At 36.7% G+C, this 18332-nt stretch carries 3 protein-coding genes; 2 read left to right on the forward strand and 1 reads right to left on the reverse strand.

What is annotated here, in order from left to right; translation table 11 throughout:
• The first annotated feature begins 614 nt into the window (after nucleotides 1-614).
• Nucleotides 615-8789 (forward strand): PKD domain-containing protein, encoded by an 8175-nt coding sequence (locus ACJJVP_RS11550; protein ID WP_405413814.1) that lies wholly within the window; start codon nucleotides 615-617, stop codon nucleotides 8787-8789.
• Between the two features lie 25 nt (nucleotides 8790-8814).
• Complete coding sequence (locus ACJJVP_RS11555; protein ID WP_405413816.1) at nucleotides 8815-17436, forward strand: malectin domain-containing carbohydrate-binding protein; 8622 nt, start codon at nucleotides 8815-8817, stop codon at nucleotides 17434-17436.
• 104 nt (nucleotides 17437-17540) lie between these two features.
• Here ACJJVP_RS11555 and ACJJVP_RS11560 read toward each other — a convergent pair whose 3' ends face one another.
• Nucleotides 17541-18251 carry a YebC/PmpR family DNA-binding transcriptional regulator gene (locus ACJJVP_RS11560; RefSeq protein ID WP_405413818.1) on the reverse strand — a complete coding sequence of 237 codons (711 nt, stop codon included), beginning with the start codon at nucleotides 18249-18251 and terminating at the stop codon, nucleotides 17541-17543.
• Nucleotides 18252-18332 lie beyond the last annotated feature (81 nt).

Below are 18332 nucleotides of genomic sequence, written 5' to 3' on the forward strand. Positions count from 1 at the left end.
CGTAAATATGGATGAATCAAAAAAAACTGATTCAAAAATTAACGCATAGGTTAATTAGGTTGTTTGTACTTTTTTAAAGGTCCGCTTTTGGGAAGCGGACCTTTTTTATTCACTTCTAAGAATTTATTTTTCATTAAAACTGATGTAATTGAATCTAATGCAGCCGTTTATATGTTTTAAGTTAATTTTCTATGTTGTGTATTATATCGAATAAATTATACGTTTATCGTTAATAGTATTTGATAATGTTTGAGTCTTAACATAAATACATATTCTTGCTTAGAATATATTTTTTGAGATTTTGGTTTTCTAAGCCTTAATTTCCCCCTTCAGAAAAGTTATTTATTTCGTACCCCACTTACGATAATAAATTAACCTGTATAGTGCTTTGGTTGTTATTTAACCAAACCTATTTCAAATGACCAAAAATTACCAATTGAGAATTCCTGGGCTATTTCTTAGTTCTTTGGAAAATTCTAAGCGCACTCTCATTTTATTTCTTTTTTATTTGAAGCATACATATTATGCTGGCGCAATTTATCTCTCCGCAGAAAAAAAAGACTCCCTAATATTTTTAATAAGTAGTTCTTTATTCACTTTTAATTCTCCACGTTATGCATAGATTTTTAAACAAACGTATTGGAAGTCTTAATCCATTGCAATTAGTTCGTTCCGTTCAATTGGAAAATAGATTATTAGCTTTTTTGTTTTTCCTATTTTGCTTTAATTTATCATTGCAAGGTCAAGTACAGATTTCTACAGACCCTTCAGCTCTTTCGGTTACAGCTGATGATACATTTGTAATAACTGTAGCTGTACAGACCGATCAAAATGTAGATGGAACGGAAATTCATATGAGTTTTGATCCAAGCATATTACAGGTGTCAAGTGTTAATGTACCAGAATCAAATCCTCTACCAGTTCCGCTTGTAGGTGCTGGTTTTGATAATAGTATAGGTGTAATAGATTATGTTGCAGGTACTTTTTCATCTTTTCCTGATTCAGATTTTGACTTCCTTGAAATAGAATTTATTGCTATTGCGGTAGGGTCAACAAATATAGAATTTACAGGTCTTCCGTCAAAGGTCACATTTGGTGGCGTTAATATACTTTCAGGTGTTACCGGATCTACAGTTACCGTTGGTGTTATAGATGTTACACCTCCGGTAATTACTTTATTAGGTGATCAGATTATCAATTTATTAACTGGCGATATTTATATCGAGCAAGGGGCTAGCGCGGTCGATAATGTCGATGGTGATATTAGTGAGAATATTATTATTGGTGGTGATGTCGTGGATACAACTATTGAAGGTGAGTATGTCATTACTTATAAAGTTGTCGATAGTTCTAACAATCAGGCAGTAACATTAGAACGTATTGTTGTAATATCTAATGAGATTATTAACACCTATGCCGTAACAACTAATTCTGGCCTCAATGGAACTATTTCTCCTTCTAGTACTACTATAAATCAAGGCGATAATATTGTATTTACGATAACTCCCGACCCTGGGTTTGAAATAGAAGATGTAGTGGTTAATGGAGAGTCAGTTGGTGCTGTAACTTCATATGAATTTATTGATGTTCAGGCTACTTCTTCAATTAGTGCGACTTTTATTGAAAATTCTATATTTCAATTATGCATTGCTAGCGGTAACGAAAATTTAACTGCATTTGGGCGTGATTTTATTGGAGACCCGGTTGTAGAGTCACCAATAGGCGAAGCATTTATGCGTACTAATGGTAAAACGTATTTAGGATATAATGGAGAAATTAACGGAACTACATCTACAGAAGAGAAGAGTTTGTTTCAAAAAGAAATTTATGGAGGAAAGGATAATTTAAATCCCCCTCTCGATTATGAGATTCCTGTTCCGAATGGTTATTATCAAGTTGATCTTTATTTTGCAGAGGTATATCATGCTACTCCTGGGGGAAGAGTTTTTGATGTATTTCTTGAGAATAATAACATACTAGACGAATATGATTTAGTGGATCCAATAAAAGATGGTATTCTTACTAATCAAACAGCTATTGTAAGAACTTATTATGTAGAGGTTACTGATGGTAGTTTAAATGTGCAGGTTGGCCCAGCGTCTGTTGATAATGGAAAAATATCAGGACTTTGTGTAACTGCAACGTCACAAACCAATGTACATCCTATTGCGAACTTGAACAACCTTCAGTTTGAAGTAGGCGAGGAAGTTACAGAACTTCTTAGCGTTCAAGATAATGATGAGCTTAGTATAATATTTAATAATCTACCCTCATCTTTAATTTATAATCCCTCTAATAATCAATTGGAAGGTACAATTTTGGCAACAGAGTTAGGAGAATACCAAGTAAATGCGATTATTACAGATGGAGTTAGTTCTCCTGTAACTGCAGAATTTACAATAACTGTGTTTCCGTCGGGTATAGATTTACCGCCTAGTATTGAAACTATCGAAGATATAAAGGTTTCAGAAGGGTTGCTGGCACAAACTAATATCATCATAAATGATGATAATGAGGTGTATAATACGAGTATAATTATATATGATAAAAGTAATGGAGGAACCAATAATCCTTTTTTACCAACCACCATTGTACCTGAAAGTAAATACTCCTTGACAGATAATGGAAATGGTAATTATACATTAAATTGGAATACTGTTTCTGGTGATGGTCGTTCATATTTGGCAGAAGTTGTTACAGATGATGGGGTTAATCAATCTATCTCTCAATCATTTAATATTGATATAGCTCAACCTGTTCCAGGAAATATTCTGGCTAAGACATTTACTAATCCATTGCCATGGTACAAAGGGGCGTCAGATAGTGCTCCAATAGCGCCATTCACAGTTGCTATCGAGGATAATTCAGCACAAAATGTAGGCTATATTGATGCAGATGATTTTGTAGATTATTTAATCAACGTGCCATCTTCTGGAATTTATGATATTGAATTTTTAGCAGCGAAAGGAAGTAATGGCGTAACCACAGTAACCATATTAGAGGAGAACGGTATAGATTTTTCAGCTATTGGTTCGTTTGATATTTTGAAGACCGCATGGCAAACTTATACATCATATTCAACATCTGTTGAATTTACTAAATCTGGTTTACAGACTATTAGATTAGAGTTTAACTCTGGTGCAAATCTCAAAAATTTTATAATTTCTCAATCGCAGATTGCTTCCTGTAACGTGGCTTTTCGTATAAACGCTGGAGGTCCTATTATTGGGCAAACAGGAAGGGAATTTGAAGCAGATCAATCTAATGCAGACGTCGGTGGTACAGCTGTTGTTGGAACTCCATCTCCATATTACAAAGGAGCAATAGATAAAACTTTTGGATCAAATGCAGCTTTGGTTTCTAATGTTACAGGTTACCCTGATGCTATTTTTCAAACAGAAAGACATATTGAGGGAGGAAGTTTAATGAATTGGGAGTTTCCTGCAAATGGAATTTATGAAGTTAATTTATTATTTAATGAAAACTGGACAGGCGAAGCTAATAACCCTAGAGTTTTTGATGTTGAAATAGAAGGCGGTTTGGTATTAGACGATTATAGACCTTCTGTAGCTTCAGGTGGTGTTAATATTGCCAAAGTTGAAACTTTTACAGTTGAAGTTTTAGATGGTATCATGAATATTGATTTTATTCAAGGAACTCAAAATCCTTCAATAAAAGGTTTTAGTATTTGTTTAGTTTCAGAGGCTGTCAATACCCCTCCATTAGTTAGTATTGTTTCGCCATCAAACGAACTTTCGGTAATAAGAGGTATGGATGTAGACTTGTTAGGTACTGCAATAGATATAGAAGATGGCGATATTTCGAATCTAATTAACTGGAACTCTAATGACACAAGATTTACAACTACACCATTAAATGGGATTGGTTCTAATATAACAGCGCAGTTCGTTACTCCAGGGGTACAAACTTTAACTGCAACAGCAATTGATAGCGATTCTGAAACAGGAAATGATGAAATTATAGTTAATGTATCTGGTCCCGAAGTTGCAATAGATTTACCACTACAATCTTCAGAACTAAATTCAACGAACGTTCGATTAGAATGGACTGGAACCGATGTTTTATATGAACTTACTGAGCATTATCATTTGTTTGTTAATCCTTTAGATATTAATAATATCGATTCTGCTACGAGAATATCAACAGCTTCACAGATTGGACAAGAATTTTGGGACTTAACTGAATTGGATGGGATAGTAGAAGGAGATAATACTATTGTTGTGGTTGTAGCAGACCCTACGCATGCAGAGTTTATAAATACAGAAGCTAAGGATATAGTTAATTTTAACATCACCTTACAAGATAATACTTCACCAATAATTACCTTATTGGATGATGATCCTCTTTTGGTAGAACTGGGTTCTCCATACAATAATTTAGGGGCTAGTGCTTTTGATGAAGTAGATCAAGATTTGACAGGTGAAATAATGGTTGGTGGTGATTTTGTAGACGTTAATACAATTGGCGATTACTTAATTACATATAATGTTTCGGATGCAGCAGGCAATATGGCTGTCGAGGTAACGCAAATAGTAACTGTAGCAGATAGTGTAGCTCCAATAATTACGTGCCCTATTGATGCCGTAGTATCAACAGATGTAGACCTATGTGGGGCGATTTTAAGCATAAGTGATCCATCGGCAATGGATATAAGTAATACAATTACTTATGAAGGTTTAAGAAGTGATTCTTTGCCTCTAACAGAACCATTTTCTCTAGGTGAAACTACTATTGTTTGGACAGCAACAGATGAATCGGGCAATATATCCCAACCTTGTATACAAACCATTACGGTAAACGATGAGGTTGGACCAAATTTAGATTGTCCAATTAATATTAGTACTACCAGCTTAAATGGAAACCCTATTGTAATAGACATTATTTCTTCAATAGTATTCGATTCTTGCTCAGGCCAAAATGTAGTTTTAACTAGTACTCGAAACGATGGTCTTGATATTGAAGATGCTTTCCCTGTTGGAACAACTCAAATTGAATGGAAAGCCTTTGACGAGGTAGGAAACTTTACTTCTTGCATACAGTCAATAACGGTTAATTTTACGGCGTCTGTTCAGAATGATATAACATCTTTTTCGGTTATAGGTCAAGAGGGATCAGGTATTATTGATGACTCAGCTAATGCTGTATTACTAACTGTAGTTGCAGGAACAGATGTATCTACTCTTACACCGGTTATTGGTGTTTCGGCAGAAGCAAGTATAAACCCAAATTCTGGAGTAGAAAGAGATTTTACTAATCCATTAAATTATACGGTAACGGCTCAGGATGGTACCGAAAAGATATGGACGGTTATAGTAACCGTGCAAGATGATAATGAAAATCCAGAAATTTCATGTCCAAATGACATTAGTATATCCAATGAAGCTGGTCAATGTGGAGCTGTAGTCAATTATACCTTACCGGTAGGGACTGATAATGTACCTGGCGCCATAACTGTACTTACAGAAGGGTTAGGTAATGGAGCGTTTTTTCCAATAGGTACGAGCACAGAAGTCTATACAGTAACAGATTTATCAGGTAATAGTACTTCTTGCAGTTTTGATATTGTTGTCTTAGATACAGAAAGCCCATTGATAAATTGCCCAGAAGATATAATTGTTCAGGTAGACGAGGGTATAGTTAATGCAGTAGTTGAATATGCTTCTCCTTTTGCGGAAGATAATTGTTCGAGTGTCATTTTGCATCAGATTTCTGGATTTACAAGTGGCTCTTTATTTCCTGTAGGAACAACAGTAAATACTTTTGAAGCAACTGATGAAGACGGAAATAAACAGACATGTAGTTTTAATGTAGTTATTGAGAATAATTATGCTGATGTATTATCTATTGTCGATTTTACTTTGGTAAATGCAGACACAGATCAAGATATCATGACTTTGACGGATGGTTTGTTAATAAATTCAACTTCATATGAAAATATAAATTTAGCCATTCGGGTAAATGCTACAATAGACGTTGGTAGTGTTCAGTTATTACTGAGCGGTAGTAAAAGCAAAAATCAATCAGAAAGTGTAACACCTTTTTCATTGTTTGGAGATAATGCTTCAACCGGTGACTATGTTGGTGAATTATTCCCTGTTGGAAGCTATAGTCTCACAGCTACACCATATTCAAATACTGGTTTGAGTGGTGATTTGGGTACAACAAAGACCATAGATTTTCAGTTTATCGATGAAAATCCTTTATGTGTTAATTTCGAGGTAAATGTAAGCGAAGCTATTAATCCAAGTAGTTGTAGTGATAACGATGGTTCTATTACCATAAATACGGTAGGTTTTGAAGGTTCTATTACATATAATTGGAGCCACGATAATAATTTAAATACAGCAACGGCAATTGGCCTTGGGGCTGATACTTATAATGTTACTATAACTGATTCTAACGGCTGTTCCGAAAACTTGTCTATAACTTTAAATGAGCCTGAACTCCCAATTGTAACGTTAGAGCCTTTTAGTAATGTTCTTTTATCCGATAGTCCATTTATTTTAACCGGAGGAAGTCCGCTAGGTGGAGAGTATACTGTTGACGGAGTAAATTCCAATACTTTTGATCCTTCTATTGGAGTTGGTGAATACATAATAACATATACTTATACAGATGAGAATGGTTGTTCTAATAGCTCGATCAATTCCATTACCGTTGGCAATACACCGATTACCGATGCAACACTATATATATTGAATGCCGACGATGACAGTGAGTTGTATGCGTTGACCGATGGTCTACAGATAACCAAGTCGGATATCGGTAATACGCCATTGGGCATCATCTATAATGCAGATCTCAACCCAGGCAATGTTTCGTTCAGGTTGAGCGGTCCTTTGAACCAGACTAAATCAGAAGGTCCATCCGCACCGTATTCGTTGTTCGGTGATATCGGGGTCGATATTCAGGGCAAAGTGTTCCCTGTTGGTAACTATACCTTGGTTACGACGACCTCTTCTGGTATGAGTGAAACGGTGAATTTCTCTGTAGTAAGCGGACCACCTGCCAATGTAGCACCGTTAGTTTCATTAACGGGCGATGTTGACGGTACCGAACCTTTTAAATTGAATTTTTCCAGTGCCGGTTCTTCTGATAATGATGGTAGCATAGTGGATTATTCATGGAACTTTGGCGATGGCGATACGTCCAACGAGCAAGACCCTTCGCATACCTATGTAACGGGAGGGAGCTATAATGTAACCCTTACCTTGACCGATGACGACGGTGCCACGGCGGTAAACGGTATAACGGTTACGGCAATAGACCCTACGGTCAACCAATTGCCTAGTGCGATGGCAAGTGCATCGCCTAGTAGTGGTACGGCACCATTGATAGTTGAATTTTCAAGTTCAGGTTCCAATGATGATGATGGTTTTATAAGCTTGTACGAATGGGATTTTGGTGATGGATCAACCTCTACCGAGATGAATCCTTCACATACTTACGCCACTGTAGGCAACTTTATAATAACCCTTACGGTAACAGATAATGATGGGGCTGAAGATATGGATAGTGTAAATATTACAGTAAGTGCGCCGGTCGATAATTCAACCTTGTTTATATTGAATGCCGACGATGACAGTGAGTTGTATGCGTTGACCGATGGTCTACAGATAACCAAGTCGGATATCGGTAATACGCCATTGGGCATCATCTATAATGCAGATCTCAACCCAGGCAATGTTTCGTTCAGGTTGAGCGGTCCTTTGAACCAGACTAAATCAGAAGGTCCATCCGCACCGTATTCGTTGTTCGGTGATATCGGGGTCGATATTCAGGGCAAAGTGTTCCCTGTTGGTAACTATACCTTGGTTACGACGACCTCTTCTGGTATGAGTGAAACGGTGAATTTCTCTGTAGTAAGCGGACCACCTGCCAATGTAGCACCGTTAGTTTCATTAACGGGCGATGTTGACGGTACCGAACCTTTTAAATTGAATTTTTCCAGTGCCGGTTCTTCTGATAATGATGGTAGCATAGTGGATTATTCATGGAACTTTGGCGATGGCGATACGTCCAACGAGCAAGACCCTTCGCATACCTATGTAACGGGAGGCAGTTATAATGTAACCCTTACCTTGATCGATGACGACGGTGCCACGGCGGTAAACGGTATAACGGTTACGGCAATTGATATAACAGAAGTAGATAAAGTGGTCAGTTTTACCTTAATAAATGCGGTAAACCAACTTGAGATATTCAATATTGAGAATAATATGAATATTAGTGATGCCAATGATGTTAATATTAGGGCTAATACATACCCTAGTATTGTTGGTAGCGTAAAATTCGAGTTGTCGGGAGCATTATCAAGAACATGGGTAGAAACAAATGCACCTTATGCTCTGTATGGTGATTTCGATGGACAGTTCATACCTGCTAATTTTCCAATTGGATCTTATACACTAAAGGCTACACCTTACACAAATGCTGGTGCCTCTGGTGAAACAGGGCAATCGTTGACGGTTAAATTTAATGTTGTACAAGCTATTTCTACAGCAAAGACTATTGAAAAATCAATGAATGTTTATCCTAATCCAGCTTCTGAAAGTATTACGCTTTCATTTGATGAACCTACAAATCTAACATTGATATACATATATGATATAACCGGTAGATTGATAAAGACTTTAAGTATAGATGCAAGTCAAGATGTTGGAAATTACCTTATTGGAGTTCAAGATCTGCCTGCTGGTTCTTATTTTATTAGAACCATAGATTCAGAAGGTAAAGAATCACAACAGCAGTTAGCAATTAAGCGATAATCTAGTCCCCAAAAAAAATCAAAAGATGAAAAATTTCAATTTTAGACAAAATATAATTCCTAAGGTTATGAGATATTTAAAATCATTTAGGGATATCAATTTAACTTTGATGAATAAAATTAGACCTATTATTATAATTGCTATTTTATTTATGGCTGTTGTAAATGAATTAAGTGCACAAAGTTTTGGTCAAAGTAATCTTGATTTCAATGGTAATGGTGCAGTTAGTCAAGGTACATCCTTAATGTACGGACCAGATGGTAGATTATATGTGTTAAATTTAAATGGTACTATAGATATTTTTACTGTTCAAAAAAACGGGACTAATGATTATGTAGTAACAGCCTCTGAGAAGTTATTAGATGTTAAAAATATACCTAATCATAATGACGACGGAAGTTTTAATAGTGGAGATAACAGGGAAGCTACAGGTTTGGCAGTTGCAGGAACAGCTCTAAACCCAATAATTTATGTTACATCGAGTGATTCTCGTGTTGGTGGACCCAGTGGAGACCTTAATTTAGATACAAATTCAGGTGTAATTACAAGATTTACTTGGACAGGAGGATCATGGGACGTTGTTGATATTGTAAGAGGTTTACCGAGGTCGGAAGAAAACCATGCAACCAATGGATTAGAGTTTATCACAATTGGTGGTGTAGATTTTCTAATAGTAGCTCAAGGCGGACATACAAATGCCGGATCGCCTTCTGATAATTTTGCTTGGACAACTGAATATGCATTATCTGCTTCAATTCTTTCAATAAATTTAGACTTAATAGAAAGTTTGGGGATTAAAAATGATGGTAGAAACTATATTTATGACATACCTACTTTAGACGACCCAACTCGTGATAATATCAACGGGATAGAGGATCCGGAAGCCCTAGGTTATGATGGAATAGATGAAAATGATCCTTGGGGAGGAAATGATGGTTTAAATCAAGGTAAAATTGTAATTGGAGGACCTGTGCAAATATTTTCTCCTGGTTATAGAAATGCCTATGATTTAGTTATCACTAATTCTGGTGCAGTTTATGTTACAGATAATGGAGCCAATGGTGGCTGGGGAGGATTTCCCAATAATGAAGGAACAGGAAATGTTACCAATGAGTATAATCCAAGTGAACCAGGTAGCAGTTCATCTGTTGGAGGAGAACAAGTTGATAACTATGATCATTTGACTTTAATTACAGACAACATTCATGGATATGCAAATGGAACATTTTATGGAGGTCATCCTGCCCCAATTCGTGCTAATCCTTTATCAGCAGGACTTTATACTAACCCTTCGGTAAATAATACTAATAATGCAGTATATAGAACGTTAATATATGATCCTACAGGTGCTAAGGGTGTGGGTTATACCGATGATAAAGATTTAGCATTACCAGTTGATTGGCCACCAGTTCCTTTGAGTTTGGCAGATGCTGACCAAGGCGACTGGAGGGGACCTACCGTATCAAATCCCGATGGACCAAATGATGCAATAGTTACTATTTGGGACAATAATACTAATGGTATAGATGAATATACTTCTACAATATTTACTGGTTCTGAAAGTATGGAGGGTGACCTTATTGCTGGAGAAAATAATGGAGGAATTTTAAAAAGAGTTAAATTAAATCCGGATGGAAGTTTAAATGATTTAACCGATCCGTTCGCTTCGGGTCTTGGGGGTAATGCATTAGGTATTACTTGTAATTCAGATAATGACCCGTTTCCAGGAACGATTTGGATAGCCACATTTAATGGTACTATTAAAATTTTAGAACCACAACCTACAGTAGTTTGTTATGACCCAACAGACCCATTATATTCTAGTACAGGAGATACAGATCAAGATGGTTACACAAATCAAGATGAAGTTCAGAATAGTACCGATTATTGTAATGGTGGTTCTCAGCCTAGTGATTTTGATAAATCTGCAGGTGGTGTATTGGTTTCGGATTTAAACGATAATGATGATGACAATGACGGAATTTTGGATGCAAACGATCCATTTCAAATGGGTGACCCTTTAGACACTGGTAGCGACGGATTTGACTTACCTGTTTTAAACGATTTATTTTCTGACAACCTAGAATTGGGAGGCTATTTAGGACTTGGGTTTACAGGGCTTATGAATAATGGAGCTGCTAATCCAAATTGGATAAATTGGTTAGACGTCAAAGAAGCAGGTCCAAACCCTAATGATATTTTAGGAGGAGCTGTTGGGGCCATGACCATGCAAATGACTTCTGGTTCGGCACTGGGGTTTGCTAATAATCAAGAAAAGGCTTTTCAATATGGTGTCAATGTAGATCAATCATCTGGTTCATTTACAGTTGCAAGTAGAATATTTGGCTTTATGGATCCTACACAGATTTATGGAGATCTTTCGCCAGCTAATAGCGAATTGGGCATTTTTATTGGTGATGGTACACAAAGTAATTATATAAAAGTAGTATTAACAAAGAATGGGATTTTGGCGCTACAAGAAATTAACGACGTACCCCAAACTCCTTTGAATGTAACCTTTACTACACCAAATAGACCTTCAAATAATGTGGTCTTTTCATTTAATATTGATGCGATTACTGCAGATGTTGAGATACTATATAGCATTGATGGTAATTCATCTATTTCATTAGGTACAATTGCTGCTTTGGGCACAATTAAAACAGCCATACAAGAATCTTCAGAAATTTTGGCGGTCGGATTTATTGGTACATCAAATGAAGTAGGTCAAGAGGTTGAAGGTACTTGGGATTTCCTCAATGTTACAGGTAGTAAACCAATAGTGTCTCAAACTTTAGCCGATTTAGATAAGCTAATTGATTCTCCAAATCTAGAGATTGATCTATCTCAATATTTCGATGATGATCAAGGTGTAGGGAACTTAAATTTTACAGTTGAAAATAGTTCTAATAATGCTATCGGAAATAATATTTCAGGAAATTTATTGACCATAAGTTTTCCTGATTCAGAAGCAAGTTCAACTATAACGATTAGGGCAACAGATTCCGATTCGTTATTCGTAGAACAAATTTTTACTGTTAATGTAACCGAACAACCAGCTGTTTTATTTAGGGTAAATGCTGGTGGTGCAACTTTAACCGCTACTGATTTACCAAATCCTGATTGGATAGGTAATGATATTGTAGGTACCTCTGGAGGTACTAATTTCAGTGTTAATTCAGGAAATATTTCTACATATACAGGTACTACTTTGCATTCTTCCGTTCCTGACTACGCACCTCAGGCAATATTTGATGGAGAACGATGGGATCCAACGGGTTTGCCAGAGATGGAATGGGCTTTTAATACTGGTGATGGAACTTTTACGGTAAATCTTTATATGGCAAATGGATATGCGGGCACTGGGTCTCCTGGGCAGCGTGTTTTTGATGTTAATATGGAAGGAGCTTTGGTCATTAATGACAAAGATTTATCTGCTCAATATGGGAATAAGATCGGTGCTATGGAAAGTTACCAAGTTACTGTGAATGATGGTATTTTAAATATTGAGTTTATACGCCAGACCGAAAATCCTTTGATTAACGCTATAGAAATTCTAGGTGCCGGTAGTATTGTAAATTCACCTATAATGATTGATCCGATCGTAAATCAATTCAACAATCCTGGAGAAACGCCTATTCTGAATGTAACAGCAAGTGGTGGTGATCCAAATGAGAACTTTACATTTTCAGTAACAGGTCTACCTCCCGGGTTAAGTATAGAGCCTACACAAGGTGCAATTTTAGGAACGATTTCTTCTTACGAAACCGACGCTGGCCAATATGATGTTACGGTTACCGTAAGTAAGCCATCTTCTACACCTTCTAATTTAAATTTTGCTTGGACGGTCAACAATCCTAATACACCCAATACGGTATTGTATCGTATTAATGCAGGAGGTAATATGGTTGCCTCTAATGATTCGTCGCCATTAAATTGGACAGAGGATCAAGCTATGACAGGTGCAAATGGAAATGCTGAAAATGGAACACCTTCTTCATATGTAAATATTGCTGATGACGATAAAACTTATGGAGCTACATTACCAGGAAGCTTCCAGAATAATACAGGTTACCCTGATAGCTTATTTTCTACAGAAAGATATAATACGTTGGCTGTTCCAGAAAATTTGCAATGGGATATTCCTCTTTCTCAAGGTACTTATACCGTTAATTTATTATTTGCAGAGATATATGCAGGTGCGAATACAATAGGTTCTAGAGTTTTTGATGTGGCAATTGAAGAACAGATAGTTTTAGATGATTTTGATCAAACAGCTACATTTGGTTTCGCTACAGCCGGAGTAGAAAGTTTTACAACAGAGGTCAATGATGGTAATTTAGATATTGATTTTATACAAGGAATTGAGAACCCAAATATTAAAGGAATTGAAATTATTTCTAGTGATGGTAGTATAAATAGTAATTGGACTAATATTAGTAATGTAACAGAGCACACTCCAAGACACGAAAATTCATTTGTACAATTGGGTGATAAATTCTACTTGTTTGGTGGACGGGAGAGTGCGGATAAAATGGATATTTATGACTACAACACAAATACATGGTCACAGGCAGCATCTACAGCACCATTTGAGTTTAACCATTTTCAGGCAGTTGCATATGAAGGGTTAATTTGGGTAATTGGATCCTTTAAAGATAATGGCTATCCAAATGAAACACCTGCAGATAATATATTTATGTATGATCCCATTTCTGATACTTGGATAGAAGGTCCTGAGATTCCTAATAGTCGAAAGAGAGGCTCGGCAGGGTTAGTTATGTATAATAATAAATTCTATGTAGTTGCGGGTAATACAATTGGTCACAATGGGGGGTATATACCTTGGTTTGATGAATTTGATCCGGCAACAGGAAAGTGGACTGTGTTGGAAGATGCGCCAAATTCTCGTGATCACTTTCATGCAACAGTTGTAAACAATAAATTATATGTAGTAGGAGGAAGGCTTACCGGTGGAGAAGGAGGTACTTTTGCACCTGTAATTTCAGAAGTCGATGTTTATGATTTTACTACGGGTAGTTGGTCAACATTACCAGCATCTGCTAATTTACCTGTTCCACGTGCTGCATCTGCTACTGTAACATTTAATGGACAAGTAGTTGTCATCGGGGGAGAGGGAAATGGACAAGCTTATGTTAACACCGATGTATTGGATGTAAATAATAATACTTGGTCGTCTCTAAGTGATCTTAATAATCCTCGTCATGGAACTCAAGGTATTGTTTCTGGTGATGGTATATGGATTTCTTCTGGTTCTCCAAATCAAGGTGGAGGCAACCAAAATAATATGGAGGTTTATGGAGTGGATAATCCAACTGGTACAACTGTTTTGCCTAGTATTTTGTCAGCACCGAGCTCGGTAACAATCCCTCAAGGTGAAGTGGAAAGTCTAATGATAGATATATCAGGTGGTAATCAAGGTATTTATATTAAATCTATTTCATTAACAGGTGTAAACGCTTCTAGCTTTAATATTTCAGAATCAACGGGTTTTTTAATAGAAGCAGGTAATACAAAGACAATAGAAATTGAACATACTGGCTCATTATCTGGTGAGGCTGCAACATTAGTTTTGGCTTATGGCAGTGGTAGCTCTACAAACATTAGTGTCTCAAGTGGAGAAGAAGTATCAACTGTTTTATATCGTATCAATGCTGGCGGTTCATTAGTTGCAGCGGCAGATACGGCAGATATAGATTGGAGTGTAGATCAAGGTGCTTTTGGTGCGGTTGCCAATTCACAATATCTTTCGGCAGCAACCTCACCAGGTGGTTTGTTTGATACGTCGTCAGGTTCGGCACATTCTGGATCTATCAATATGAGTCATTCTTCCATTCCTATAGGAACTCCTAGTAGTATATTCGAAACAGAAAGATTTGATGGACCAGGAGAACCAGAGATGTTATGGCAATTCCCTATTGATGATGATACTGAAGTGGAAATACGGCTTTATTTTGCAGAATTGTATAATCAGGTAACAACATCTGGTCAAAGAGTTTTTGATGTCGCTGTAGAGGGATTAGTACCAACTGCTTTTAATGACATTGATCCATTTGCTGAAGCAGGTGCCTTAGGGGCGTTTATGAAATCATACAAGGTTACTGTTACTGATGGTATTTTAGATTTAGAATTCATTCATGGAGAAGAGAATCCTTCTCTTAAGGCAATAGAAATTATTGAGGTAAGTGGCAATCCAACTTCTGGTTTACCGCCTGTTGTTACAAACCCTGGTGCGCAAATGAATGTGGATGGGGATATTGTAAATCTACAAATTATCGCAAACGACGAAAATACCAACATATGTGGTCCTTTAAATTATTCGGCAACTAATTTACCGCCAAATCTAACAATCGATTCTACTACAGGTCTTATTTCAGGTACTATAGTAGGAGGTTCTGGTAGCGGTACTGCAGGTGCTTTTATAGAAAATAATGGAATAGTGATTTTTGAGGCAGAAACAGATTTTGAGGACACTTCTGGAGGGTGGAACCTTGAAACAGAATCAGGTACCACGTTTATGGTAGCAAGCACAGATCATTTTTCAAACCTTAACGGTCAAGATGTAATATATAATGTAGAAATTACAACGCCAGGTGTTTATCGTTTTCATATGAAATCGGCAATTTCCGGTTCCTCTTCTACTGATCAGAATGATACTTGGTTCAAAATAGAGAATACACCTAACGTACATTTCTTTACGGTACAAGGCGGTAGTCTTACGGGTACAGCACAATTTCTTAACGAATTAAATGATTCAGCAAGTACTTCTAAAACTTTATACTGGCCAAAGGGAAATGCTCAAGGTAGACCTGATCACGGTGATGAGAACCCTGGGAATAATGGTTTTTTTAAGGTATATACAAATACAGTATCTAATTCATGGACAGCTAAGACTATTGATAATAATGGTTGGCCGATATATGCTTATTTTGAAAGCCCTGGTACATATGGAATAACCATGAGTGAGCGTTCAGATGGGCATATGATAGATCGACTTGCCTTGACACTTATTGATGGTAGTGCAGGCACCGGAGTTAATAATTCTATTTTGAACGGTACACTTTCTGAGCAGAATGTAGGGGCAACGCTCGGTGCTTCAGAAAATAGTCCATATAATATTGTAATAACGGTTAATGATGCATGTGAGCCTTCTTCAAGTGCCACAGTAGATTTTAATTGGAATATTACTGCACAGCCAGTAGGAAACCCAGAAGCTATCGTTCAAGTTACCCCAGGCGATGAATTAGGTGCGTCAACTTATGGCGATAATTCGTTCATTATAAATAATACAGGTGATGATGATATTTTAAAAATTACAATTAACACCGTATCTAGTTTTATGATGGATGTAGTTTTTGATCCAGTAGGTACTGCAGGTGATAGTGTAGCAAAATGTTTATCGGCAGGTAGTGCAGGCAATACTCCTGATACGGTTGGATTAACCGTACCCGGTAATGGAGGATCAGATAATGCCGATTGTGTAAGTGTTTTTGAACAATCACATAACGGTATCAATAACGCTGAAGGGTATGATGTTTTGTCTTTGGATTTTACCGATTTCAATCCTGGTGAATCCTTTGCATTTGGAGTGGATATCGACCCTACAACAATAAAAGGAGATTTGTCTTCTGGTGATGCAGGTTCAATCTCAGGATTTGAATTGATTGGAGCAACAGTAAGTATTGAGTTTGCAAGTGGAGTAGTTTATACAACTAGTTTATACGATGAAGGTTCTGTTGGGGGTTCAGATGCTGTTATTAATGGTGATAGTAATAGTTTGGTGGCACCATCGATATTGGTTGATGGTTCATCTACTCCAAGATTGGTTAGTCAAGCAAATCAGGTAATACAGATAACAGGTCAGCCAAATGCAACTGTTAGTTTATTGCGTGTCGATGGGCGTTTACATATAGATGCCGGAAACCCTTCAATTGGTTACGACATTGATCCATTTGAGGCTAATGAAGCTTTGACAAAAGAGTTGTACATAACTCAGCTTGATGCATCTGGATTTGCAAACATTCCAGTAACCCTTACAGAAACCATTGGTGAAATAGGAACTCCTAATGGAGGCATAAACCATTTTGTAGCAGTAGTCACGGGTGCAAATGGTATAAATAGCATCGCTTCTAATATTATAATTCTTGAATATGACCCGTCAGCTGCAGAATCTGATTTGACTATTTCCTATAGTTTACAAGGGCGAACGAATAATAGTATTGATTTGGTCGTAAGTATATATGAAGTAGGATCTGTTACAGCATTATTAGAATTTAATCCGACAGGAAATTCAGATGGTGAAGCGGTTATAACAGGTATTCCATTAGGTACTTACGAAGTAGCTATTAAATCTGGAATGCATCTGCAAAAGGTTTCGACTCTAACTTTAGAAGCAGGAGATAATGGTTTGGATATTGGCGAACTTAGAGTAGGGGATGCTAACAATGATAATACAATAGGTTTAGAAGATTACTCATTATTAGTAACAACTTTTAATCTTGATGCTAGTAATTCAGATTATAATACTCAAGCTGATTTCAATGGTGATGGGTCTATAAGCTTAGAAGACTTTTCTCTATTGGTAACTAATTTTAATGTTTTGGGAGAGGAGCCAAGTGGATTTTAAAATGGATGATTACATCAATCATTGATTAATTTTAAGACCAATCAAGTAAAAGTAAAAAGGAGACCCGATAAGGTCTCCTTTTTATTATGAAATACTTTCAATATCTATTCTTCCATAGAATGGTAAACATTCTGCACATCATCATCTTCTTCTAACTTTTCAAGAAGCTTTTCTACATCTGCAGCTTCCTCTTCATTTAGCTTTTTTGTTACTTGTGGTATGCGCTCAAAGCCTGATGATAAAATTTCAATTTCACGGTTCTCCAATTCTTTTTGAAGTGCACCAAAACTTTCAAAAGGTCCGTATATTAGAATTCCATCGTCATCTACGAAAACTTCTTCTGCACCAAAATCGATTAATTCTAATTCAATTTCCTCGGCGTCTAAGCCATCTGCAGGTATTCTAAAGTTACAGGTGTGGTCGAACATAAATTCTACGGAACCTGATGTACCTAAGTTACCATTGCATTTATTGAAGTAACTTCTAACATTGGCAACAGTTCTTGTATTGTTATCAGTTGCCGTTTCTACTAAAACGGCAATTCCATGAGGGGCATAACCTTCAAAAAGAACTTCTTTATAGTCACCAAGGCTTTTGTCACTAGCCCTTTTAATAGCACGCTCAACATTGTCTTTCGGCATGTTTACCGACTTGGCATTTTGTATTACGGCTCTTAATCGAGAATTGGAATCTGGATCAGGTCCTCCTTCTTTTACGGCCATGACAATATCTTTGCCAATACGTGTAAAGGCTTTGGACATTGCTGACCATCTTTTCATTTTACGTGCTTTTCTAAATTCAAAAGCTCTTCCCATGGTAAATTATTTTAAACAAATGTACAAAAACGGGCTATGTTCAGAAATCATAAAAATGAAATTCTGAAAACATATAGTTAT

Origin of the sequence: Maribacter sp. Asnod1-A12, from assembly GCF_045063735.1 — a bacterium.
Lineage (GTDB): Bacteria > Bacteroidota > Bacteroidia > Flavobacteriales > Flavobacteriaceae > Maribacter.

What these genes read in the sequence shown, in the direction of transcription:
- ACJJVP_RS11560 (WP_405413818.1), bottom strand. Translation starts at nt 18,251, where the DNA reads ATGGGAAGAGCTTTTGAATTTAGAAAAGCACGTAAAATGAAAAGATGG.
- ACJJVP_RS11555 (WP_405413816.1), top strand. Translation starts at nt 8,815, where the DNA reads ATGAAAAATTTCAATTTTAGACAAAATATAATTCCTAAGGTTATGAGA.
- ACJJVP_RS11550 (WP_405413814.1), top strand. Translation starts at nt 615, where the DNA reads ATGCATAGATTTTTAAACAAACGTATTGGAAGTCTTAATCCATTGCAA.